The 21,053-nt window shown below is 40.8% G+C and carries 20 protein-coding genes; 3 read left to right on the top strand and 17 right to left on the bottom strand.

Features of this window, described 5'->3' with window-relative positions:
* Positions 1–24 precede the first annotated feature (24 nt).
* Both H5115_RS07085 and H5115_RS07080 read right to left on the bottom strand, forming a co-directional pair.
* Positions 25–390 (bottom strand): hypothetical protein, encoded by a 366-nt coding sequence (locus tag H5115_RS07085; RefSeq protein ID WP_007376965.1) that lies wholly within the window; start codon positions 388–390, stop codon positions 25–27.
* 75 nt (positions 391–465) lie between these two features.
* Positions 466–1,341: a hypothetical protein gene (locus H5115_RS07080; RefSeq protein ID WP_182754465.1), complete on the bottom strand. Its 876-nt coding sequence runs from the start codon at positions 1,339–1,341 to the stop codon at positions 466–468.
* 157 nt (positions 1,342–1,498) lie between these two features.
* Between H5115_RS07080 and H5115_RS07075 the strand changes: the two genes are divergently transcribed.
* The 3 genes from H5115_RS07075 (at position 1,499) to yjjG (ending at position 3,695) form a co-directional block, all read left to right on the top strand.
* Positions 1,499–2,398: a phosphoribulokinase gene (locus H5115_RS07075; protein WP_002958002.1), complete on the top strand. Its 900-nt coding sequence runs from the start codon at positions 1,499–1,501 to the stop codon at positions 2,396–2,398.
* A 63-nt stretch (positions 2,399–2,461) separates the two neighbouring features.
* Positions 2,462–3,007 carry an inosine/xanthosine triphosphatase gene (gene yjjX / locus H5115_RS07070; RefSeq protein WP_182754463.1) on the top strand — a complete coding sequence of 182 codons (546 nt, stop codon included), beginning with the start codon at positions 2,462–2,464 and terminating at the stop codon, positions 3,005–3,007.
* Between the two features lie 13 nt (positions 3,008–3,020).
* A complete protein-coding gene (gene yjjG / locus H5115_RS07065; protein WP_182754461.1) occupies positions 3,021–3,695 on the top strand; it encodes a pyrimidine 5'-nucleotidase in 675 nt (224 codons plus the stop codon).
* 82 nt (positions 3,696–3,777) lie between these two features.
* On the opposite strand, the gene lpxC is transcribed toward yjjG, so the two are convergent.
* The 15 genes from lpxC to rsmH form a co-directional block, all read right to left on the bottom strand.
* Entirely contained in the window at positions 3,778–4,689 is a 912-nt protein-coding gene (gene lpxC / locus H5115_RS07060) for a UDP-3-O-acyl-N-acetylglucosamine deacetylase (RefSeq protein ID WP_002957999.1), read from the bottom strand.
* A gap of 106 nt (positions 4,690–4,795) precedes the next feature.
* Positions 4,796–6,040 (bottom strand): cell division protein FtsZ, encoded by a 1,245-nt coding sequence (ftsZ, locus tag H5115_RS07055; protein ID WP_058154155.1) that lies wholly within the window; start codon positions 6,038–6,040, stop codon positions 4,796–4,798.
* A 21-nt stretch (positions 6,041–6,061) separates the two neighbouring features.
* Positions 6,062–7,294 carry a cell division protein FtsA gene (ftsA, locus tag H5115_RS07050; protein ID WP_182754459.1) on the bottom strand — a complete coding sequence of 411 codons (1,233 nt, stop codon included), beginning with the start codon at positions 7,292–7,294 and terminating at the stop codon, positions 6,062–6,064.
* Complete coding sequence (locus tag H5115_RS07045; protein ID WP_182681711.1) at positions 7,291–8,076, bottom strand: cell division protein FtsQ/DivIB; 786 nt, start codon at positions 8,074–8,076, stop codon at positions 7,291–7,293. Before H5115_RS07045 ends, ftsA begins: the two co-directional genes overlap by 4 nt.
* A gap of 1 nt (position 8,077) precedes the next feature.
* Positions 8,078–8,998 carry a D-alanine--D-alanine ligase gene (locus H5115_RS07040; protein ID WP_039485318.1) on the bottom strand — a complete coding sequence of 307 codons (921 nt, stop codon included), beginning with the start codon at positions 8,996–8,998 and terminating at the stop codon, positions 8,078–8,080.
* Positions 8,995–10,446: a UDP-N-acetylmuramate--L-alanine ligase gene (murC, locus tag H5115_RS07035; protein WP_039485322.1), complete on the bottom strand. Its 1,452-nt coding sequence runs from the start codon at positions 10,444–10,446 to the stop codon at positions 8,995–8,997. The genes H5115_RS07040 and murC overlap by 4 nt, the downstream gene beginning before the upstream one ends.
* Positions 10,447–11,523 (bottom strand): undecaprenyldiphospho-muramoylpentapeptide beta-N-acetylglucosaminyltransferase, encoded by a 1,077-nt coding sequence (murG, locus tag H5115_RS07030; protein ID WP_024596376.1) that lies wholly within the window; start codon positions 11,521–11,523, stop codon positions 10,447–10,449.
* A complete protein-coding gene (ftsW, locus tag H5115_RS07025) occupies positions 11,520–12,695 on the bottom strand; it encodes a cell division protein FtsW (RefSeq protein ID WP_024606332.1) in 1,176 nt (391 codons plus the stop codon). Before ftsW ends, murG begins: the two co-directional genes overlap by 4 nt.
* Positions 12,692–14,026: a UDP-N-acetylmuramoyl-L-alanine--D-glutamate ligase gene (murD, locus tag H5115_RS07020; protein WP_182754457.1), complete on the bottom strand. Its 1,335-nt coding sequence runs from the start codon at positions 14,024–14,026 to the stop codon at positions 12,692–12,694. The genes ftsW and murD overlap by 4 nt, the downstream gene beginning before the upstream one ends.
* Positions 14,027–15,109, bottom strand: coding sequence for a phospho-N-acetylmuramoyl-pentapeptide-transferase (gene mraY, locus H5115_RS07015; protein WP_002957990.1), 1,083 nt, complete (start codon positions 15,107–15,109; stop codon positions 14,027–14,029). It abuts the gene before it with no gap.
* Positions 15,109–16,491 (bottom strand): UDP-N-acetylmuramoyl-tripeptide--D-alanyl-D-alanine ligase, encoded by a 1,383-nt coding sequence (gene murF / locus H5115_RS07010; RefSeq protein WP_182754455.1) that lies wholly within the window; start codon positions 16,489–16,491, stop codon positions 15,109–15,111. Before murF ends, mraY begins: the two co-directional genes overlap by 1 nt.
* Entirely contained in the window at positions 16,488–17,966 is a 1,479-nt protein-coding gene (gene murE, locus H5115_RS07005; RefSeq protein ID WP_182754453.1) for a UDP-N-acetylmuramoyl-L-alanyl-D-glutamate--2,6-diaminopimelate ligase, read from the bottom strand. Before murE ends, murF begins: the two co-directional genes overlap by 4 nt.
* Positions 17,959–19,776, bottom strand: coding sequence for a peptidoglycan glycosyltransferase FtsI (locus tag H5115_RS07000; RefSeq protein ID WP_002957987.1), 1,818 nt, complete (start codon positions 19,774–19,776; stop codon positions 17,959–17,961). Before H5115_RS07000 ends, murE begins: the two co-directional genes overlap by 8 nt.
* Positions 19,773–20,099, bottom strand: coding sequence for a cell division protein FtsL (gene ftsL, locus H5115_RS06995; RefSeq protein ID WP_002957986.1), 327 nt, complete (start codon positions 20,097–20,099; stop codon positions 19,773–19,775). Before ftsL ends, H5115_RS07000 begins: the two co-directional genes overlap by 4 nt.
* The gene (rsmH, locus tag H5115_RS06990; protein ID WP_024606338.1) at positions 20,096–21,034 is read right to left on the bottom strand and encodes a 16S rRNA (cytosine(1402)-N(4))-methyltransferase RsmH; all 939 of its coding nucleotides are present in this window, start codon (positions 21,032–21,034) and stop codon (positions 20,096–20,098) included. The genes ftsL and rsmH overlap by 4 nt, the downstream gene beginning before the upstream one ends.
* Between the last annotated feature and the right edge of the window lie 19 nt (positions 21,035–21,053).

The raw sequence follows: 21,053 nt of genomic DNA, 5'->3' as shown, positions 1-21,053 counted from the left end.
GTTTACGTTTATATTTTTGCTTTATTAATTACCAATAATCATCGTAAGTTTAGCTATAAAATCTTTTGCTGCTTGCTCAGAGTTTATTTTAAACGCAACACCGTAGTGAATAGGTTGAGCGCTTTTAAAAATGCGCGTAGGAAAACGTGTCATCTCACTGCTATGAAAATACCCTTGCGCACGCGTTACGCCATCAATATCATTAAAATCATCGCTAAATACTTCAAATGCCGGGCGAATTACTATTTTACCCTTGCCGCTTTCGCTGTGAGTATAAAATGCTTCTTTAGAGTTTACTAACATGTACTCTGCAATGTTTTTAATTTTAAAATTACTTCTACACTGTAATTTAATAAGCTGTTCTGTCAGCTCGTCTGCACTATAAGCCACGTGTAATCCCTATTAGTTAATTTGCGTATTAGATTAACGCATACACACAATAAAATCTGAATTTATTTGTCTGCTTTACTTTGTTATATCACATACAAAAGCGAGTTTTTCATTGTTGTAACTCATTCTTGTTATATTTGCTTCGCAGTAGGTGCTTAAATTAAGCCATTGCGATACTTCATCACTTCCATCAAGTTTACGCTGATAAACGCGGTTTTTAATAGCATAAGCAATGGTCGTATTATCTTTTAAAATAAAATCTTGAACTTGAGCCGGTAACCTTAATAGGTCTTCAACTTGTTTATCTTGTGGATTAAAACTCGCTAAAATATGTTGCTCGTTTTTAGTGTAAGTAAATAAAAATGCAGCCATTGAGTTGTTATAAATAAGCGTTCGGCCAATATTACTGGCAGCTATTTCCCCCTTCGCTTGTGCAACAGAAGTATATTGAAGAGTGTGAGGCTTTCCTAAAATAAACATCACTAAATCATTTTGAACACCCCATGCATGGTATCCAACAGGTTCAATCCAATCAAAAATACGACTTGGCGCATCTTCATTTTTGAGTGGGTATTGCCACAATTTTTGCTTACCGTCAGCTTCTACAACAATCGCTGATATCGCATCACCACTTGGCATAACTGTTGGTGAATATTCGCTTACGGGAGAGTTAGTTATATTGGTAACTTTTTTTGACGTGAAATCATAATAAGCAATATCAGTTTGGCTTTGCCCTTTATTAATTACTTCATGAGTAAAGTATAGACCTGTACTTGTTAAGTGCGGTTGGTTGTTATAACTATTTTTATCGCTCACTATACTAACTTGTACCCCGAAAGGTGTATTTAAATCAGCAAGTAATACTTGGCTTTTTGGCATGCTAGCCTGCACCACTATTGGGTTCAGCGCTGCTATAGAAAATAATCCAAGTAATGGTTTAATAAGTTTCATGCTTTCTCTCGTTTTAATTTTAAGCACCTCATGATAACGTTATTTGCTGATGGCGTCACTTGAGCTAAGTCAGTCAACTCTTAAGATACCCAAACGACTTAAAATAATGTTAAGTTTAGTCTGGTTATAAAACCTGGTCCTAAAAAAGAGAATTAACATGTCAGCTAAAAATCCTATTATTGCGATTACGGGTTCATCTGGTGCGGGTACAACCACCACAACGAATGCAATTAAACATATTTTCCGTAGCCTTAATATTCAAGCGGCTTTTGTCGAAGGAGATAGCTTTCATCGTTACACTCGCCCCGAAATGGATAAAAAAGTTCGAGAAGCACAACAAGAAGGTAAACATATTAGTTACTTTGGCCGAGAGGCCAATGACTTTGGCGCTTTAAAAACGTTGTTTGAAAACTATAGCGAAACAGGTCAAGGAAAGTTACGCCGCTACTTACACACCTTTGATGAAGCCGTACCGTACAATCAATTACCAGGTACATTTACACCTTGGCAAGATCTTGATCATAATACTGACATTTTGTTTTATGAAGGATTACACGGTGGTGTAGTTGATCAAGATGTAGACGTTGCAAAGCATGTCGATTTATTAATAGGCATGGTTCCAATTATTAACCTTGAGTGGATTCAAAAATTAATACGCGATACATCCGAACGAGGCCATTCTCGCGAAGCGGTTATGGGCTCTATTGTGCGCAGTATGGATGACTATATAAATCATATTACCCCACAGTTTTCTCGTACCCATATTAATTTTCAACGCGTGCCGACTGTTGATACATCAAACCCATTTAGCGCCAAAGATATTCCATCGCTTGATGAAAGCTTTGTAGTTATTCGCTTTAGGGGTATTGATGATGTTGATTTTCCTTATTATTTACGGATGATCGAAGGCAGTTTTATGTCTCGTATTAATACGCTTGTAGTTCCAGGGGGCAAAATGGGCTTAGCTATGGAGCTGGTTCTTACTCCACTTATTAAAGATATTATTTTGAAAAAGCGTGCACTGGAAAACTTAGCACCTTTGGATATACCTATTTAACTCCTCTTCTAAGATTGAGCTCTCTCACGTACACTGCTGATTTTAGTAACAATAAGGGACATTGTGTTGTACTCATTAAAAATTATTGTGGGTTCTAAAAACCCTGTCAAAATTAACGCGGCTAAACATATTTTTGCAATGTATTTCCCTGAACATGAAATTGATTGCCAAGGTGTTGATGCTCCATCCAATGTGCCAGATCAACCTATTGGCGAAGAAGAAACACGTGTTGGCGCACAAAACCGTGTTAATTATTGCAAAGAGCATTACCAAGCTCACTACTACGTGGCAATGGAAGGCGGTGCAGAGCAATTTAGCTATGGTGCAGCAACCTTTGCTTACGTAGTTATTGATAATGCCTTAAATCAGGTTGTAGGGCGCAGCAGCAACCTCCCCTTGCCTCAAGTGCTTTTTAACGCCTTACTTAATGGCGAAGAGCTTGGCGATGTAATGGACAAAGCATTTAATACCACCAACGTTAAACAAAAAGGGGGCGCTATTGGGTTACTTACAAACAATCACGCCACGCGCGAAAGCACCTACACACAAGCACTCACTTTAGCTATGGCGCCCTTTCTACACGTAGATCTCTACAGCCAAACAAATTAATTTAGGAAGTTTAATGAAATACAACTATGTATTGTTTGATGCAGACGAAACCTTATTTAGGTTTGATATTTTAGCGGGCATGACTCGCATGTTTAAAGCTTACAACGTAGATTTTAGCCAAGACGATTATGTTCATTATCAAAAAACCAATAAGCAGCTGTGGGTTGATTATCAAAATGGCACTATTAGCGCAGATTACTTACAAGTAACACGCTTTAATGAGTGGGCTTCAAAACTTAATGTGCCCGCAAAAGAGCTAAACGATGCTTTTTTAGATGCTATGGCGCAAATTTGCGAGCCATTACCTGGTGCTATTGAGCTTTTAAATAAACTTAAGCCAAATGCTCGATTAGGTATTATTACTAACGGATTTGCCCGCTTACAAACCGTACGCCTTGAGCATACTGGCTTAAAAGATATGTTTGAATGGTTAGTAATATCTGAACTTGTGGGTATAGCAAAACCAAATAAAGCGATTTTTGAGCACACATTTGAGCTAATGGGTAACCCAGATAAAAGCGAGATACTTATGGTGGGTGATACTGCTGCAAGCGACATACTTGGCGGCAACAATGCAGGTATTGATACTTGCTGGTTACAACACCCTGGTGAACAATTAGCCGATGGAATAAAACCAACCTATACAGTAACTCATTTAAATCAGTTACAAGATCTTTTAGAGTTATAATAGAGTAAATTTTACGCAAAAAAAAATGACGCTAATTAGCGTCATTTTTTATAACTGTTTGTGAGCTGTTCTTTTACTGCTTTTAGGCTGGAGCTAACTCAAGACCGGGTGCAGGCATCGTCACAGGCGTTTCAAATGTTGCCCACTCCCATGCTGACTCTGTAGCCATAATTTTACGAAGTAATTTATTATTTAAATCATGACCCGATTTAAATGCTGTTACTTTACCTAAAAGGTTATGACCTGTCATAAACATGTCACCAACACAGTCTAATATCTTGTGCTTAACAAACTCATCGCTATAACGTAAGCCATTAGGATTTAAAACTTTGAATTCATCAAGTACCACAGCACTATCCATGCTACCACCTAGCGCTAGGTTGTTTGCATGCATGTATTCAATATCTTTCATAAATCCAAAAGTACGCGCACGGCTAATTTCTTCAATAAAGCTTTGCGTTGTTATATCCAACCCAATACGTTGGCGACTTTCATTGATAGCTGGGTGGTTAAATGCAATCTCAAAGTCGATATGAAAACCATCATATGGTTCAACTTCAGCCCACTTACCATCTTCTTCAATGCGTACTTTTTCTTTAATACGGATAAAGCGTTTAGCAACGTTTTGTTCTTCAATTCCGCCTTTTTGTAACAGATATATGAATGGTAATGCACTACCATCCATAATCGGCACTTCTGAGCTGTCCAATTCTACAATTAGATTATCAATGCCCATTGCAGCAACAGCTGCAATAAGATGCTCAGTAGTTGATAAGCGAACACCATCTTTGTTAATTAAACAGGTACACAACTGCGTATCACCAACGGCTTCAGGTGTTGTTTCAAAATCAACAACCGGATCAAGGTCGACACGACGAAATACAATCCCAGTATTTGCGCTCGCAGGTCGGAGAGTTATTGTGACCTTCTCACCTTTATGAAGTCCAATTCCTATGGCTTTGACTACTTGTGCAATCGTACGCTGTTTAATCATAGGTATGCTCACTTTTAAATCAGTTACAGTTAGACGGCGGAGTTTAACATAAATCCTTTTGCCTTTCAATATTTGTACATATTTCAAACAAAAGTATTATTAAATGTTAATCTGCCTGCTTACGTAAAAAAGCGGGAATATCAAAATAATCACCACCTTCTGATTTATCTGCTTTTTTACTATTTTGCGCTGAAGAACTTGAACTACTTGAACTCGTTGAAGGCGCTTTTTCTTTGCTTTGCGCTTGCTCTTTAGTCGTGTTTTCTTCAGCGTTTGTATCTTGGCTTGCAAAGCTTGGTACGTACATGCTGCTCGTTTGGTTTGATGTGCTTGCAACATCAGAACCTGATGCTTTTTTAAAGCCGTTATCAACAATACCAAACTGTGGACGGCGATCGCCGCCTAAACCAGTTGCAACAACCGTTACACGTAGCTCATCAGTCATTTCTGGGTCGATTACCGCACCAACAACAACCGTTGCGTTTTCTGACGCAAGTGCTTTAACGTGATTACCAACAATTTCAAATTCTTCAATCGCAATGTCCATACCAGCGGTAATATTAACTAAGATACCTTTAGCACCTGTTAAATCAACGTCTTCTAGTAGTGGGCTTGAGATAGCGGCTTCTGCAGCTTCTTGTGCACGATCAGGGCCTGACGCAGACGCCGTTCCCATCATTGCAGTACCCATTGCAGACATTACAGTTCTAACATCGGCGAAATCCACGTTAATTAAACCAGAACGTGTAATTAGCTCTGCTATACCTTGTACCGCACCAAATAATACGTCATTAGCTTTAGCGAAGGCATCTAGAAGTGTAGTCCCTTTCCCTAAAACTTTAAGCAATTTATTGTTAGGAATTGTAATAAGTGAATCTACAATTTCTGACAATTCATTAATGCCTTGTTCAGCGGCTGCTGCACGTTTTTTACCTTCAAAATCAAAAGGACGTGTTACAACTGCAACAGTTAAAATACCGAGTTCTTTAGCAATTTTAGCAACTACCGGTGCTGCACCAGTACCTGTACCACCGCCCATACCGGCTGCAATAAATACCATATCGGCGCCTTCAAGGCTGGCACGAATTGTATCTGCATCTTCTTCAGCCGACTTACGGCCTACTTCAGGGTTTGCGCCCGCACCCAACCCAGAGGTTATTTGCGTGCCTAGTTGAACTGTGATATCGGCAGCAGAGTTACGTAATGCTTGCGCATCCGTATTAGCGGCTATAAAACGCACGCCTTCTATTTGTTGTTTTACCATGTGCTCAACAGCGTTACCGCCACCACCGCCCACGCCGATTACTTTTATTACAGCTTCTTCGCTGTGTTGTTCCATTATATCAAACATGTTTACTCTCCGACTTGAGTCTTAAAACTCGCCTTGGAACCATTTAGTAATGCGGTTCCACCAATTATTGTTATCCTCTGCTTTCGACTTTTGTGCATTCATCGATTGCATGGTACGCCCGTATTGTAACAAACCAACAGCGGTTGCGTACGAAGGATCATCTACATAGTCTGTCAAACCAACCATCCCGATTGGTTTGCCTATTCTTACTGGCATTTGGAAGATGTCTTCTGCCACTTCCATAGCGCCAGTCATTTTAGCAGTTCCGCCTGTTATAACGAGACCTGCCGCAATTTGGTCTTCTAAGTCTGAACGACGAATTTCTTCCATCGCAAGCTCAAATAACTCTCTAAAACGAGGCTCTACCACCTCAGATAATGTATGGCGCGACATTAACCTTGCTGGTCGTCCGCCTACACTTGGTACTTCAATTGTGTCTTCGCTACTTGCCATTTGGCTACTAGCACATGCGTATTGTACTTTGAGTGACTCTGCATGTGATATAGGTGTGCGAAATATTTTTGCAATATCACCAGTAACTTGGTTACCCGCCACTGGAATAACCGCAGAGTGACGAAGTGCGCCATTGATATAAATGGTGATATCCATAGTACCGCCACCAATATCAAGTACTGCAACACCTAGCTCTTTTTCGTCATCAGTTAGTACAGAATAGCAAGACGCAAGTGCAGTAAAGATAAGTTGATCGACTTCAAGACCACAGCGTTCTACACATTTTTCGATATTTTTTGCCATATCGTTTGAGCACGTAATGATATGTGCACGCGCTTCCATACGAACGCCGCTCATGCCTAGTGGGTTTTTAATGCCCTCTTGCATATCAATGCTGTATTCTTGCGGCAATGCATGCAGCATTTTACGCTCTGCTGAAATAGGCACAGAACGCGCAATATGTATTACGTTTTCAATATCTTCGTCAGTGACTTCGGTGTTATTGATTGCCACCACACCACTTTCGTTTTGACACTGTATATGTTTGCCAGAAATACCCAAATACACAGAGCTTATACGACAATCAGCCATTAACTCGGCCTCGTCTATTGCTCGTCGAATAGACTCAGACACTAAGTTTAAATCGTTAACGCCGCCTTTATCCATACCATGAGATACTTGGCTGCCCACACCAACAATGCTGAGCTTGTTATCTGCGGTGATTTCACCTACCGTGGCAACCACTTTCGAGGTGCCAACGTCTAATCCTATTACTAGGTTTCTTTCTGCTGACTTAGTCATGCCTTACTCTTATTTTGTAATTGTTCTTCTTGCATTGGCTTAAAGCTTACTGCAAGGCCGGTATCATACCGTAAATCGATTGTATCTACTTGTGCATCTGCACGTTGTTCCATTCGTGGATAAACGTCTATAAAACGTTGTACACGCTTGGCTTTATCTTTACGCCCTAAATTTAAGCGAATCCCGTTATCTAGCCAAAGTTGCCACGAAAAACGTTCCGATAATGCCAAACTTGTTAATGTTAAACCATTAACTCTGAGCATTTCATCAAATTGCTTAAAAGCAACCCACGCCTCTTCTTCGCTACCTTCTGGGCCATATAACTGTGGTAAGTTATCATCTAACTTATCGCTGCTGGCTTGAAATGCTTGGCCACTTTGGTTGAGCAACAAGTCGCTATTCCAGTGAGCAACTACTTCATGTTCAACTACATACACCTGTATAGTATCAGGCCATTGTTTACGTACCGAAGCGGTAGCAACCCAAGGCAAGTCTTGAACTAGCTGCTGCACGTGCTTAACATTAAGTTCAAAAAAACTACTTAAATCGGCTTTTTTAATTGCTTTTATAATTGCCGTTTCATCTGTGTATTTGGGATGCCCTTGCACTGTAAGGTGCTTAATTTGAGCATCTTTATTTTCAACTAACCAATCAGATACACCTGTGGTTATTTGTACTAAGCCTATAACCACAACCAGAAAAAAACTCACTCCAAAAATCAGCGACCAATTAAAGTTAAGTTGCTGTTTTAGTTGTTGAGCTTTTTCTAAAAGGGGATGCATATTAAAGCGTTTGCTCTAAAATGCGAACAACTAATTGCTCAAAAGTTGCCCCGTTCGCTTTTGCAGCCATCGGTACTAGTGACTTTTCAGTCATGCCTGGTACTGTATTTACTTCAAGCAGGTAAAAATTCCCTTGCTCGTCTTGCATAGCATCAACACGACCCCAACCACTTGCACCCACTAAATCAAACGCATCTAGCGATATGGCTTGTAAGTACTTAGTATCTTGCTCTGATAAATCTGCAGGGCAATGATACTGGGTTGTATTTGATTGATACTTAGCTTGGTAATCGTAAAAACCATTAGGTGTCGTCATCTCAATGACTGGTTGTACATCGTCGCCAAGCACCGTAATTGTAAACTCACGTCCCGTGATCCACTGCTCTACAAGTACTTGGTTATCAAACTTAAATGCATTAGCTAGTGCATCTTCAAGCTCTTGTGTTGTACTTGCTTGCGCCATACCTATGCTTGAACCTTCATGCGATGGCTTAACCATTACCTTTTTAAACTCATCCATAATGGCTTTAGCATCAAAGCCTTTTTTAGCATCAACTACGGTATAAGGTGCAGTGCTTAAACCCGCTGATTTAAATAAGTGCTTACAACGTACTTTATCCATAGCAAGTGCTGAACCTAGTACATTACTGCCCGTGTAAGGCAAGTTCATAAATTCAAGTGCACCCTGCACTGTGCCGTCTTCGCCACCACGGCCATGCAAAGCAATAAAAACGCGATCTACATTTAATTCTTTTAACTCCCACAAAGAACGACTTTGTGGGTCAAATGCAATTGCATCAATACCACTATTTTGCAGCGCATTTAAAACAGCCTGACCCGATCGTAAAGACACTTCACGCTCTGCTGAGTTACCACCTAGCAGTACCGCTACTTTACCAAATTGTGTGTTTACCTGAGTCATACTTCACCTTGCTTAAGTTTTTCTATCGACATACCCGTTGCAGCTAATGTTTTAACTAACTGACCTATATTACCAGCGCCTTGGGTTAATACTAAATCATTGTTTTGTAAATTTGCGGCCAAAACACCTGCAAGCTCAGCATTTGTTGCTACGTGCAGCGGCTCTTTGCCACGTTGGCGAAGGCTACGGCATAAACTTTTGCTGTCGGCCCCTACAATAGGATCTTCACCAGCGCTGTACACATCAAGTAATAGCAACTGATCTACATCAGCAAGTACTTTTACAAAATCTTCGTATAAGTCGCGTGTACGAGAAAACCTATGAGGTTGATATACCATTACTAAACGCTTATCAGGCCAACCTTCACGCACTGCTGCAATTGTTGCTGCAACTTCTGAAGGGTGATGCCCGTAATCATCAACTAACATCACATTGCCCCGCTCGTTTTCAAATTCACCATAGTGCTGAAAACGACGACCAATGCCTTCAAACTTCTGCAGCGCTTCTAAAATTGCATGATTCGCAATGTTTTGATCTTTTGCCACAGCAATCGCAGCGGTTGCATTAAGTGCGTTGTGTCTACCTGGCATATTCAATGTGGCAGTTAAACACTCACCTTGTTTGTTAGTTACTGTAAATGTGCACGTATTAGCTGATTGGCTAAAGTCGCTCATGCGATAATCAGCATCTTTCGATTCGCCATACGTAATAACTGGGCGACCAAAGCGAGGAATAAGCTCAGCTGCAACTTCAGAATCAATACATACAACAGCTAAACCATAAAACGGCAAGTTATGAATAAAATCGACATACGTGTCTTTCATTTTTTCAAGACTGCCGCCATAAGTATCCATGTGATCTTCTTCAATATTTGTGATCACCGAGACCATTGGCTGCAAGTGTAAAAACGACGCATCGCTTTCATCAGCTTCTGCTATTAAAAAATCACTTTTACCTACTTTTGCGTTACTACCTGCGCTATTTAACAAGCCACCAATAATAAAAGTTGGATCAAGTCCTGCTTGTCCATAAATACTTGCAATTAGGCTTGTTGTCGTTGTTTTACCATGCGTCCCCGCAATCGCTATACCGTGGCGAAAACGCATTAGCTCTGCGAGCATTTCTGCGCGGCGCACAACAGGGATTCTTGCGGCTTTAGCTGCAATAATTTCAGGATTTGTTTCATCAATCGCGCTTGAAACAACCACTACATTGGCATCTTTCACGTTATTTTCATGATGGCCAATAAATACCTCAGCACCGGCTTTAATTAAGCGATCTGTCATAGCGCTATGAGCAATGTCAGAACCTGTAATACGGTAGCCTTCAAAAGCGAGTACTTCAGCAATACCGCCCATACCGGCTCCACCAATACCAATAAAGTGAATGGTTTCTATTCGGCGCATTGCTGGGCGCGTGTGTTTTTCTTGTACTGACGTTTCTTTCACTTATTTTCTCTTATTTGTTACTTGCTCACAGTGCGTTGCTACGCTTGCTGTGGCATCTAAAATGGCTTGTTTTTTTGCATTTGTAGCCATTTCAGTAATTAATGAAGGTTGGGCTAAATATGGGCTTAATAGTTCAACAATTGATTGTTTATTAAACTGCCCTTGTGGCATTAATAATGCGCCATTAGCCATCACTAAATATTGTGCGTTTGCTGTTTGATGGTCATCCACGGCATGTGGAAAGGGAACAAAAACAGCCATTTTACCTGCTGCTGCAATTTCGCTAACAGTTAATGCACCAGCGCGGCAAACAACAATATCAGCCCAGCTATACGCCGCGTCCATATCATCAATAAATTCAGCTATTTTTGTATTACCATCCGCAAAGCCATGCATTTTATAAGCTGTTTCTACAGTAGATAAATGACCTTTACCTGTTTGATGCCATACGCTTATAGGAGCTGTATTATTTAGTACTTTAAATGCTTCTGGTAATGTTTGATTAAGCACTTGTGCACCGAGCGAGCCCCCTACCACTAAAATATTAATAGGGCTTGATACATCGCGTTTGGCTATATTCATAACGCTTTGGCGAACTGGGTTACCTACTAGCTCGGCTTGACCCTGTGCAAAAGCACTTGGAAATGCTGCTAATACACGTGTAGCCACCTTAGCTAGCAGTTTATTGCTCATACCCGCTACAGCGTTTTGCTCGTGAATAACCAGCGGAATACCTAAACTCTTTGCGGCAATTCCCGTGGGTCCCGTAACATAACCGCCCATTGCGAGTACTACATCAGGACGCTGTTCTTTCAATACCTTACGCGCTTGCAATACTGCATTAACTACCATGAATGGGGCTTTAATAAGACGTTTTAATCCGTTACCACGAACACCTTTTACATTAATAAAATCAATATCTATATTATGCTTAGGTACAACGCTTGCTTCCATTCGATCTGGTGTGCCAATCCAGCTAACTTGCCAGCCCTGCTGTTTTAAATAATCAGCCACTGCAATACCAGGAAAAATGTGTCCGCCAGTTCCACCAGCCACTACTACTAATTTTTTACTCATCGCTTGCCTCCACGTGAGGTGGCTTGTTTGGTTGCCATTTTGGTTTCAAAATCAACACGCAATAAAATGCCCGTGGCAATGGTCATAATTAACAAGCTTGAACCACCATAAGAAATAAATGGCAGGGTTAAACCCTTAGTTGGCAAAATACCCGCGCTCGCACCTACATTCACCATGGTTTGAAATGCAAACCAAATACCAATGGCAAACGAAAAATAGCCTTCGTATTCTTTGCCACACTTAAGCGCTTGTTGGCCTATTAATAACGCTCTAAATACTAAAGTAGCTAATACCATTAAAATACTTACAACGCCTATTAAACCAAGTTCTTCACCTATTACAGCAAAAATAAAATCGTTATGCGCTTCAGGTAAATATTGCAGTTTTTGTACACTGTTACCTAAGCCTTGGCCAAACCAACCACCTTGGCTATAAGCCATTAGCGATTGAACCAACTGATAACCTTTACCAAAAGGATCATCCCAAGGGTCTAAAAAGCCGACAACACGCGCCATTCGATATGGTTCAACAATAATCAGTAATACAACCAAACCGACGCCAGTTAGAATAAGTACAAAGAACTGCCATAATTTAGCGCCAGCTAAAAACAGTAAACCAACTGTTGTTACAAACATAACAACCACTGTTCCTAAATCAGGTTGCAGCAAAATAAGCAGCGCATACACTGCAAATACAGCTATTGGCTTTGCAAAGCCTTTAATATTTTCTTGTACTTCTTCGCGTTTTCTTACCAAATAACCCGCAATATAACTAAAAAAGTATAATTTAGCGGCCTCAGCCACCTGAAAACCAACAGGTCCAATAGGTATCCATCGTTTAGCACCATTCACTTCACGCCCAACAATCAATACCGCTATTAACAGCACCATGCCTAGTATTAATAAATAAGGGTTGGATCGCTTCCACCAATCCATTGGCACACAAACACTTATCCAAAAAAGCACAAAAGACATTGCCAAAAACATGCTGTGGCGAATAGTAATATGGTATGGGTCATCAAATAACCGCTCAGCGGTCGGCATTGAAGCGCTGGTTACCATGATAAAACCAACACCAATTAACATAATTACGCAGTACAGCAGCGGTACATCATACAACTGACCTGAAGGTTTTGGTGTTAATGCATCTCTTATATCGGCAAAAGCAATCATAGTTGCCCTGCCATAACACATTGAATAAAGTCATCACCGCGTTGCATATAGTTGTTATACATATCAATGCTGGCACATGCAGGTGCTAACAAAACAACATTGCCTGTACTACTAAGTACGTTGGCCAAAGCAACGGCTTCTTCCATGTTGTTAGTTAAATAGCTCTTATTGGTAATCGCAGCTAAGTCACTTGCATCTTTACCAAAACAAATTAATGCTTTTACATGCTGTTCTATGTAGGGTTTAAGTGCGTTTAAATCAGCGCCTTTAGCATCGCCACCTGCAATAACAATCAGGTTTTCACCATTACTAGCCAAACTATCTATTGCAGCAATGGTCGCTCCAACATTCGTTGCCTTTGAATCGTTAAAATACTTTACACCGTTAAGCTCAGCTACAAATTGGCAGCGGTGAGCCAATCCATTAAATTGACCTAACGCGTTCTTATATTGCTCTTTACTTACTTCAAACGGACTTAAAAGCGCCATTACTGCAAGCGTATTTAAATAATTGTGTTTACCCACTACTGCAAGCGTATCAACAGGTAAAAAGGTATCGCCTTTAAGCATAAAATGAGTTTCGCCATTATGCTGCGCTAAATGGTAATCACCTTGTTGAGCACCAAAGCTGATTAGGGGGGTTGTACCACGCTCAACTGGATGTGTTTGAATATCGTCGGCATTGACAACAATAAGCTCTGCACCGTCATAAATACTTAGCTTTGAGTCTATATAAGCTTGGTAACTATCGTATCGGTCAAGGTGATCTTCTGACACATTTAATACCGTTGCACTTACAGGTTTTAAACTCGTTGTGGTATCTAGCTGAAAACTAGATAACTCAAGTACATACACATCAAAATCATCGTTGAGTAAATCAAGCACCGCTGTGCCAATATTCCCACCCAAAGCAACTTTATAGCCGGCTTCTTTTAATACTTCATAAGCGAGCGTAACCACGGTTGATTTACCGTTAGAGCCCGTAACAGCAACAACCGGTTTTGTATTAATACGTGCAAATAACTCAACGTCGCCAATCACTTCAACACCTGCGTTAATTGCATTTGCAACAGCTGGTATTTTTAAGCTAAGCCCAGGGCTTATAATAATCACATTGCTTGAACAAAGCTCAGCGTCATCTAAATTACCAAAGTGGGTATCTAGATTTGGCGCATGCTCTTTTAACCAATCAATCCCCGGCGGGGTTGCTCGGCTATCAACGACCTTGGGGGCGAGGCCATGAGATAATAGAAAACGCACAATGCCCAGACCGGTTACACCGAGTCCGAGCACTGTTATTTGTTTGTTTTTTATCTCGTTTAAATACTGCATTTATCGAATCTTTAAAGTAGCTAAGCCAGCAAGCACTAGCACAACAGAAATAATCCAAAAGCGCACAATAACCCGAGGCTCTGGCCAACCTTTTAATTCATAATGATGATGAATCGGCGCCATTCTAAAAATGCGTTGTCCGCGTAATTTATACGACCCCACTTGTAATATTACCGATAGTGCTTCCATTACAAATACACCACCCATAATAATAAGTAGTAACTCTTGGCGTACTAAAACAGCAATAATACCTAATGCGCCACCAAGTGCTAATGAGCCAACATCGCCCATAAATACTTGTGCTGGGTAAGTGTTAAACCATAAAAAGCCAAGCCCTGCGCCCACAATGGCAGTACACACAACTACAAGCTCACTCGCCAGCGGTAAATGTGGAATATGTAAGTAAGCCGAAAAATTAATATTACCTGTTAAGTAAGCAATAATTGCCAATGCTGCAGCCACCAAAATAATTGGCACAATCGCCAAGCCATCTAAGCCATCGGTCAGGTTTACTGCGTTTGATGTACCTACTATGGCAAAATACGTAAGCACAATATAAAACAAACCTAATTGCGGTAATACGTCTTTAAAAAATGGAACAACAAGAGATGTCTCAGATGCTTGAGCACTAGTAAAGTACAAAGCAGTAGCTACAACTAATGCAATGACCGATTGCCAAAAGTACTTCCACTTAGCAATTAAACCTTTTGGGTCTTTACGAATAACTTTACGGTAATCATCAACAAAGCCAACAATACCTAATGAGCCAATTACAAACAGTGTTGCCCACACATATTTATTTGATAAATCGGCCCAAAGTAGCGTGCTGGTAAAAATAGCCGCTAAAATAAGTAAGCCACCCATAGTCGGTGTACCCGACTTAGACAAATGCGATTGCGGACCATCGTCGCGAACTGTTTGACCTATTTGCATACGTTGCAAACCACGAATTAACTTAGGCCCCAAATAAAGAGACATAATTAGCGCAGTTAAAATACCTAAAATGGCACGTAGCGTTAAATACGAGAAAACATGAAAACCACTAAAATACTGTGTTAAATACTCTGCCAGCCAAACTAACATTATGATACTCCATTGATGGCTTGTTGCTGGCCATTAACTAAATCGGTTACTAATAATTCCATGCGAGAACTGCGCGATCCTTTCACTACTATTGTTGTTTTTTTATTCACTTTATTAATGCTTTCTTGAATTTTTTGCTGCATCTGTTCGCGGCTCGAAAAGTGACGATTAGGGAGTTCAAACACATCACTTGCGTATTTACTTAACACGCCTAATGTAAATAACTCATCAATCCCTTGTTCAAGTGCATACTCGCCAACTTCTTTATGGTACTTACGTGCATCTTCACCAAGCTCACCCATATCTCCGAGTGCTAAAATGCGGTGACCTTGCATATCACTTAACAAGTCAATCGCAGCCTTTACCGACTTAACATTGGCATTATAGGTGTCATCAACCACGGTAAGTAAATCAGACACTTCAATTAAATTAACGCGCCCTTTTACATCACCCATTGTGGCAAGTGCATTGGCTATTTCTTCAAGGGTTACATCAAATTCACTGGTCAGCGCCGCAGCGATAAGTGCATTACTAATATTATGCTTACCAGGTAGTGCCAAAGTAACAGGCACTTGCTTGTTTTTAGTGCAAAGCGTAAAGCTTGCACGTGCATTGGCATCAAGCGTGATGTTCTCTGCCCAAATGTCTAGTTTTTCGGTTGTAGAAAAGCGTTTAACATTACGCCCTTCAAGTTTATCTAACCAATACTGGCTAAATTCACTATCGCAATTAACAATGGCAACACCGTCATCTTTTAGGCCATCAAAAATCTCACCTTTAGCTTTTGCAACGCCCATTAAGCTACCAAAACCTTCCAAGTGAGCTGCTGCAACATTACATACAACGGCCACATCTGGTTTTGTCATTGCAGTGGTGTAGGCAATTTCACCTAAGTGGTTGGCACCTAGCTCAATAACAGCAAAACGATGTTGAGGCTCTAAGCGCAATAACGTAAGAGGGACGCCAATATCGTTGTTAAAATTACCTTTAGTAGCTAATACATCACCGTGAACCGACAAAATTGCCGCACACATTTCTTTTACGGTGGTTTTGCCTACACTCCCTGTAATTGCAATTGTTTTAGGCGCCACTTGGGCCATAACAGCGGTGCCAATTGTACCTAGTGCAATACGTGTATCGCTTACTATAAATTGTGGAATATCCACATCAACTTTGTGCTGAACAATAACGCCTATAGCGCCTTTTTGTTTAGCCTCAGCTATAAATTTATGGCCATCAAAATTTGGCCCTTTAAGTGCTAAAAACACTTCGCCATCGCACACTGTGCGAGTATCAGTATTTATATTAAGCACGTGTTGATTATCACCTTGATAATCGGTTGTTAGCACATTAGCTAACCAATCAAAATCCATTGGGATCATTGTGTTATCCCTCTTACTGCTTTTTTTAGTTGTTCTTGTACATAGCGGCGATCGCAAAAGTTGATGCGCTTATCGCCTATAATTTGATAATCTTCGTGGCCTTTACCTGCAATCAAAATAACATCATCAGCTGTAGCGTTTTCTATAGCAAAACGAATTGCAGTTGCTCTATCAGCCTCTAAATGTGCATTTTGAGGATGGGTTAGACCGCCTGCTACATCTGCAATAATGTCATCAGGATTTTCTGTTCGAGGGTTATCGCTGGTAATAATCACTTTATTAGCGTTTTGCTCTGCAGCTTGCGCCATTAATGCGCGCTTACCTTTGTCTCTGTCGCCACCGCAACCAAATACACAACTTACACCACCTGGCACATGCAACTGCAATGCTTGTAATGCAAGTGCAAGTGCATCGGGTGTATGGGCGTAATCAACAACACACGTTGGCATGCCAGCTTGACTAAAAGCTTGCATTCGACCAGCGACTGGCTGTAACTGCGCACAACCAGCAACTAGCTGCTCAAGCGGATAACCTAGCCCTAGTAATGTAGCGAGCGCTGCCGTTAAGTTATATAAGTTGAATTCGCCAAACAGAGGCGATTTAATTGAAATATCACCCCAACTCGTCGATAACTGTGCTGAAATACCTTCACTTGAATATTCAACATCAGAAAAATAAACATATCGGGCATTCTTAGGAGCCAAGTTTTTGCGGCCATAACAAATTAGGTTATTAAAATCATACTTTTCAAGCCATTGCTCAGCTTGAAAGTCATCTTGATTGAGCACTACAACTTGCGGTTCAAAATCACGGAAAAGCATTAATTTCGCATCACCGTAACTTGCCATATCACCATGGTAATCTAAGTGATCGCGCGAAAGATTAGTAAACACAGCCGCTTTAAACTGACATTTAGCAACGCGTTGTTGCACTAGCCCATGAGATGATACTTCCATGGCTACCAGCTTTTTATGCTGCGAATTTAAATCGCTTAAAATATGCTGTAAATCAACTGTTGAAGGAGTAGTATTTATCAGTGGAATTAAGTTATCAGGATGGCCATAACCTAAAGTACCTATAATAGCCGACTCAGTACTACAAAATTGTGCTAAGTGGGCAATCATTGCTGTGGTGGTAGATTTACCATTTGTACCTGTCACACCAATTAAATCAAGAGTCTGACTTGGTTGGCTATAAAAGCGACTAGCTAATTCTGGAAGCTTTTTATCAAGCTCTGAGACTAAATACAGTGGCTCAAAACTGCTTTCAAATTCACATAATCTGTCAGCAATGATAGCTATTGCGCCATTTTCAATTGCTTTAGCAATAAATTGTCCGCCATCAAGTGTATGGCCTTTAATAGCAACAAATACATCACCTGGCGTTACTTCACGGCTATCAAGGCGTAAATGCTTTACCAGTTGCGAGGGCGCATCTATTTCGATGTATTTTAAAATATCCTTTAAATCACGCATCGTTATCTTTACCTTGTACGTACGCAACCTCTTCCTTGTCAGGCGCTACGTTTAATATTCTTAATGCGTTAGAGATGATTTCTGCAAATGCAGGGCCAGCGGTGGCACCTCCATAGTACACATCACCACCTGGTTCATTAATCATAACTACCACGGCTAAACGAGGATTACTTGCCGGTGCTACACCTGCAAAGTAACCTACATATTCATCACCATAACCACCTGCTACGGCTTTTTTAGATGTACCTGTTTTACCGGCAGCACGATACCCATCAACTTTTATGTTGCGAGCAGTACCGTCTTTTTCAAATACACTTTCCATCATGTGGACTACGGCTTCTACGTCTTTTTGTTTAAAAATACGTTCGCCTTCAGGTATATTATCTTGCTTTAAAATAGTCAGTGGTCGATTAACTCCACCAGCGCCTAACATGGTATAAAAGCGCGCCATTTGCGCAGTACTTACCGAAATTGCATAACCAAATGATAAAGTTGCAATTTCAAAGTCAGACCAACGACGATTTGGATAAAACAAACCGCTGCTTTCACCTACCATTCCAGTACCGGTGTCACTGCCAAAGCCTACTTTTTGATATAAGCCAACAAGGTAATCTTTAGGCACTAACTGAGTAACCTTCGCAACCCCCATATTTGAGGAGTACTTTAGTATTTCGCGCAGTGTTAGTTCGCCGTGATTACGAGTATCTCTAACTAAACTACCACCTAAACGCATCCAACCTGGGTAGGTATCAATCGTGTCATCTGCCTGAATGGCGCCGTAGTCTAGCCCAGCTAAAATGGCTAGAGGCTTAACAGTTGAGCCTGGTTCAAACAAATCTGTAATTGCGCGATTACGACGCTTATGAGGTGCAGCATCGCTTAAGTTATTTGGATTAAATGAAGGACTATTTACCATTGCCAGCACTTCACCGGTTTTAACATCAACTACCATAGCTGAGCCCGATGTGGCTTTGTAAGTCAGTACAGCTGATTTTACAGCTTTGTAGGCAATAGCTTGAATTCGTTGGTCGATACTTAATTCTATACTTTCTGGCTCTACGCGCTCACGCTCGTCAAGCACTTCTACTTCACGCCCTTGTGCGTCTTTACGTATAGTGCGGCGGCCTTCCTCGCCTGTTAAAGCATTTTCGTATAGCTTTTCAATGCCTTCAATGCCTTTACCGTCTATATTAGTAAAACCAATAACATGCGCGGTAACCTCACCGGCGGGGTAATAGCGTTTAGATTCATCTAGTAAATGAATACCTGGTAGGCGTAAATCGCCAATATAATTTGCTACAGCAGGAGTAACTTGGCGCTTTAAATAAACAAAGCGACGCGAGGGATCGTTTAAAAGTCGAGAGTTAATCTTCTTAGGATCAATACGCAGCACATCTGCAAGCTCACGCCAGCGTAAATCGTTTTTATAATAAAGTGCAGTACGCTTATCAAGCTCGGCGGTATTTTCAGCTAAAGATAAATGATCTTCGCCGCTTTTACGTGCTTGTTTAATTACTTTAGAGACTAGCGACTTGTGCAATGCTTTAGGATCAGCATATACACTTACAACAGGCACACTTACCGCTAACTCTTTACCATTACGGTCAAAAATCATCCCGCGTTGCACATGTAGTTTTTCAACGCGCACGGTACGTTTGTCACTTTCTGAACGTGCTTTATCAGGTTCTATTACTTGTAAATAAGCAGCGCGAGATACGAGTGTTACAAACACCATAAACACAACTGCACACACCAGCATAAAGCGCCATGTGATTAAATTAGTGACTGGTTTTTTGCCTCTATTTCTCATTGTACTATTATTACCTGCTCATCTTGACTCGTAGGTCTTTTCATTTTCAATTGTGATGTAGCTACTTCTTCAATGCGTGCATGTTGCGAATAAAATTCTTCTTCAACAAGTAAGTAGCGCCACTCTAAATCGAGCTCATCGCGTTCTTGTAATAATTGATCTTGCTGTATAAGTTGGCCACGAGCTAAGTGGGTTGTTTGCACAACAGCTAAACTAGAAGCGAATATCACAACCAACAAGGCCGAGGTTAGCTTATTAGCTCCTAGGCCTTTTAATATTTCAAAGAATAAATTAGGTTGCCGATAGCTCGCTTTTTTACTCATCCCAACCTCTGTGCAATCCTAAGTACAGAACTACGAGAACGTGGATTACGCTCTACTTCTGCAGCACTTGGCTTAATAGCTTTACCCACTGCTTTTAACGTCAGATTTTTATTTATTTGTGCATCAGTTAAAGGCAGACCTCTGGGTAATGCTTCTCCCTTACTCTGTTTTCTAATAAACTGTTTTACAATACGGTCTTCTAAAGAATGAAACGAAATCACCACTAAACGTCCGCCTGGCTTTAGCACTTTAACTGCAGACTGAAGCGCAGTTTGAATTTCTTCAAGCTCACTATTAATGTAAATACGAATAGCCTGAAAAGTACGGGTAGCTGGGTGTTTAAACTTATCTTTTACCGGTACAGCTTCATCAACAAGGTCAGCAAGCTGCTTGGTAGTTGTGATTGGCGTGTGCTCACGAACTTCAAGTACTTTGTGTGCAATGCGTTTACCAAACTTTTCTTCGCCCAATTTTTTAATTACGTGGGTAATATCATCCAACTCAGCCTCTGCTAACCACTGTGCTGCACTGCGACCTGTTGTAGGGTCCATACGCATATCGAGTGGGCCGTCTTTCATAAAACTAAAGCCACGCTCAGCGTCATCTAGTTGTGGTGACGAAACACCAATGTCTAATAAAATGCCATCGACTTTACCAATTAGATCGTTTTGCTGTGCTACTTCGTATAAGTTTGAAAAGCGAGTGTGTGCAATTGCAAAACGTGGGTCATCAGCAAATTTTTCAGCTGATTGTATTGCTTGTGGATCTTGGTCAATTGCTTGCAGGCGACCTTCATCACCAAGGCGTGCTAAAATTTGCCCAGAGTGGCCACCACGTCCAAATGTACCATCCATGTATATACCGTCTGGCTTAATTGCAAGAGCATCGATGGTCTCATCCATTAATACGGATACGTGTTCAAATTGAGCTGTCATTAGCTATTGTGTGCCTTTT

Origin of the sequence: Pseudoalteromonas sp. SR44-2, assembly GCF_014163745.1 — a bacterium.
In the GTDB taxonomy this organism is placed as follows: Bacteria; Pseudomonadota; Gammaproteobacteria; order Enterobacterales; family Alteromonadaceae; genus Pseudoalteromonas; species Pseudoalteromonas distincta.
The sequence above is the reverse complement of the archived record's forward strand: the minus strand, read 5'-3'. Positions and strand labels throughout refer to the sequence as shown.

What these genes read in the sequence shown, in the direction of transcription:
- H5115_RS07080 (WP_182754465.1), bottom strand. Translation starts at nt 1,341, where the DNA reads ATGAAACTTATTAAACCATTACTTGGATTATTTTCTATAGCAGCGCTG.
- H5115_RS07075 (WP_002958002.1), top strand. Translation starts at nt 1,499, where the DNA reads ATGTCAGCTAAAAATCCTATTATTGCGATTACGGGTTCATCTGGTGCG.
- yjjG (WP_182754461.1), top strand. Translation starts at nt 3,021, where the DNA reads ATGAAATACAACTATGTATTGTTTGATGCAGACGAAACCTTATTTAGG.
- lpxC (WP_002957999.1), bottom strand. Translation starts at nt 4,689, where the DNA reads ATGATTAAACAGCGTACGATTGCACAAGTAGTCAAAGCCATAGGAATT.
- ftsZ (WP_058154155.1), bottom strand. Translation starts at nt 6,040, where the DNA reads ATGTTTGATATAATGGAACAACACAGCGAAGAAGCTGTAATAAAAGTA.
- ftsA (WP_182754459.1), bottom strand. Translation starts at nt 7,294, where the DNA reads ATGACTAAGTCAGCAGAAAGAAACCTAGTAATAGGATTAGACGTTGGC.
- H5115_RS07045 (WP_182681711.1), bottom strand. Translation starts at nt 8,076, where the DNA reads ATGCATCCCCTTTTAGAAAAAGCTCAACAACTAAAACAGCAACTTAAC.
- H5115_RS07040 (WP_039485318.1), bottom strand. Translation starts at nt 8,998, where the DNA reads ATGACTCAGGTAAACACACAATTTGGTAAAGTAGCGGTACTGCTAGGT.
- murG (WP_024596376.1), bottom strand. Translation starts at nt 11,523, where the DNA reads ATGAGTAAAAAATTAGTAGTAGTGGCTGGTGGAACTGGCGGACACATT.
- ftsW (WP_024606332.1), bottom strand. Translation starts at nt 12,695, where the DNA reads ATGATTGCTTTTGCCGATATAAGAGATGCATTAACACCAAAACCTTCA.
- murD (WP_182754457.1), bottom strand. Translation starts at nt 14,026, where the DNA reads ATGCAGTATTTAAACGAGATAAAAAACAAACAAATAACAGTGCTCGGA.
- mraY (WP_002957990.1), bottom strand. Translation starts at nt 15,109, where the DNA reads ATGTTAGTTTGGCTGGCAGAGTATTTAACACAGTATTTTAGTGGTTTT.
- murF (WP_182754455.1), bottom strand. Translation starts at nt 16,491, where the DNA reads ATGATCCCAATGGATTTTGATTGGTTAGCTAATGTGCTAACAACCGAT.
- murE (WP_182754453.1), bottom strand. Translation starts at nt 17,966, where the DNA reads ATGCGTGATTTAAAGGATATTTTAAAATACATCGAAATAGATGCGCCC.
- H5115_RS07000 (WP_002957987.1), bottom strand. Translation starts at nt 19,776, where the DNA reads ATGAGAAATAGAGGCAAAAAACCAGTCACTAATTTAATCACATGGCGC.
- ftsL (WP_002957986.1), bottom strand. Translation starts at nt 20,099, where the DNA reads ATGAGTAAAAAAGCGAGCTATCGGCAACCTAATTTATTCTTTGAAATA.
- rsmH (WP_024606338.1), bottom strand. Translation starts at nt 21,034, where the DNA reads ATGACAGCTCAATTTGAACACGTATCCGTATTAATGGATGAGACCATC.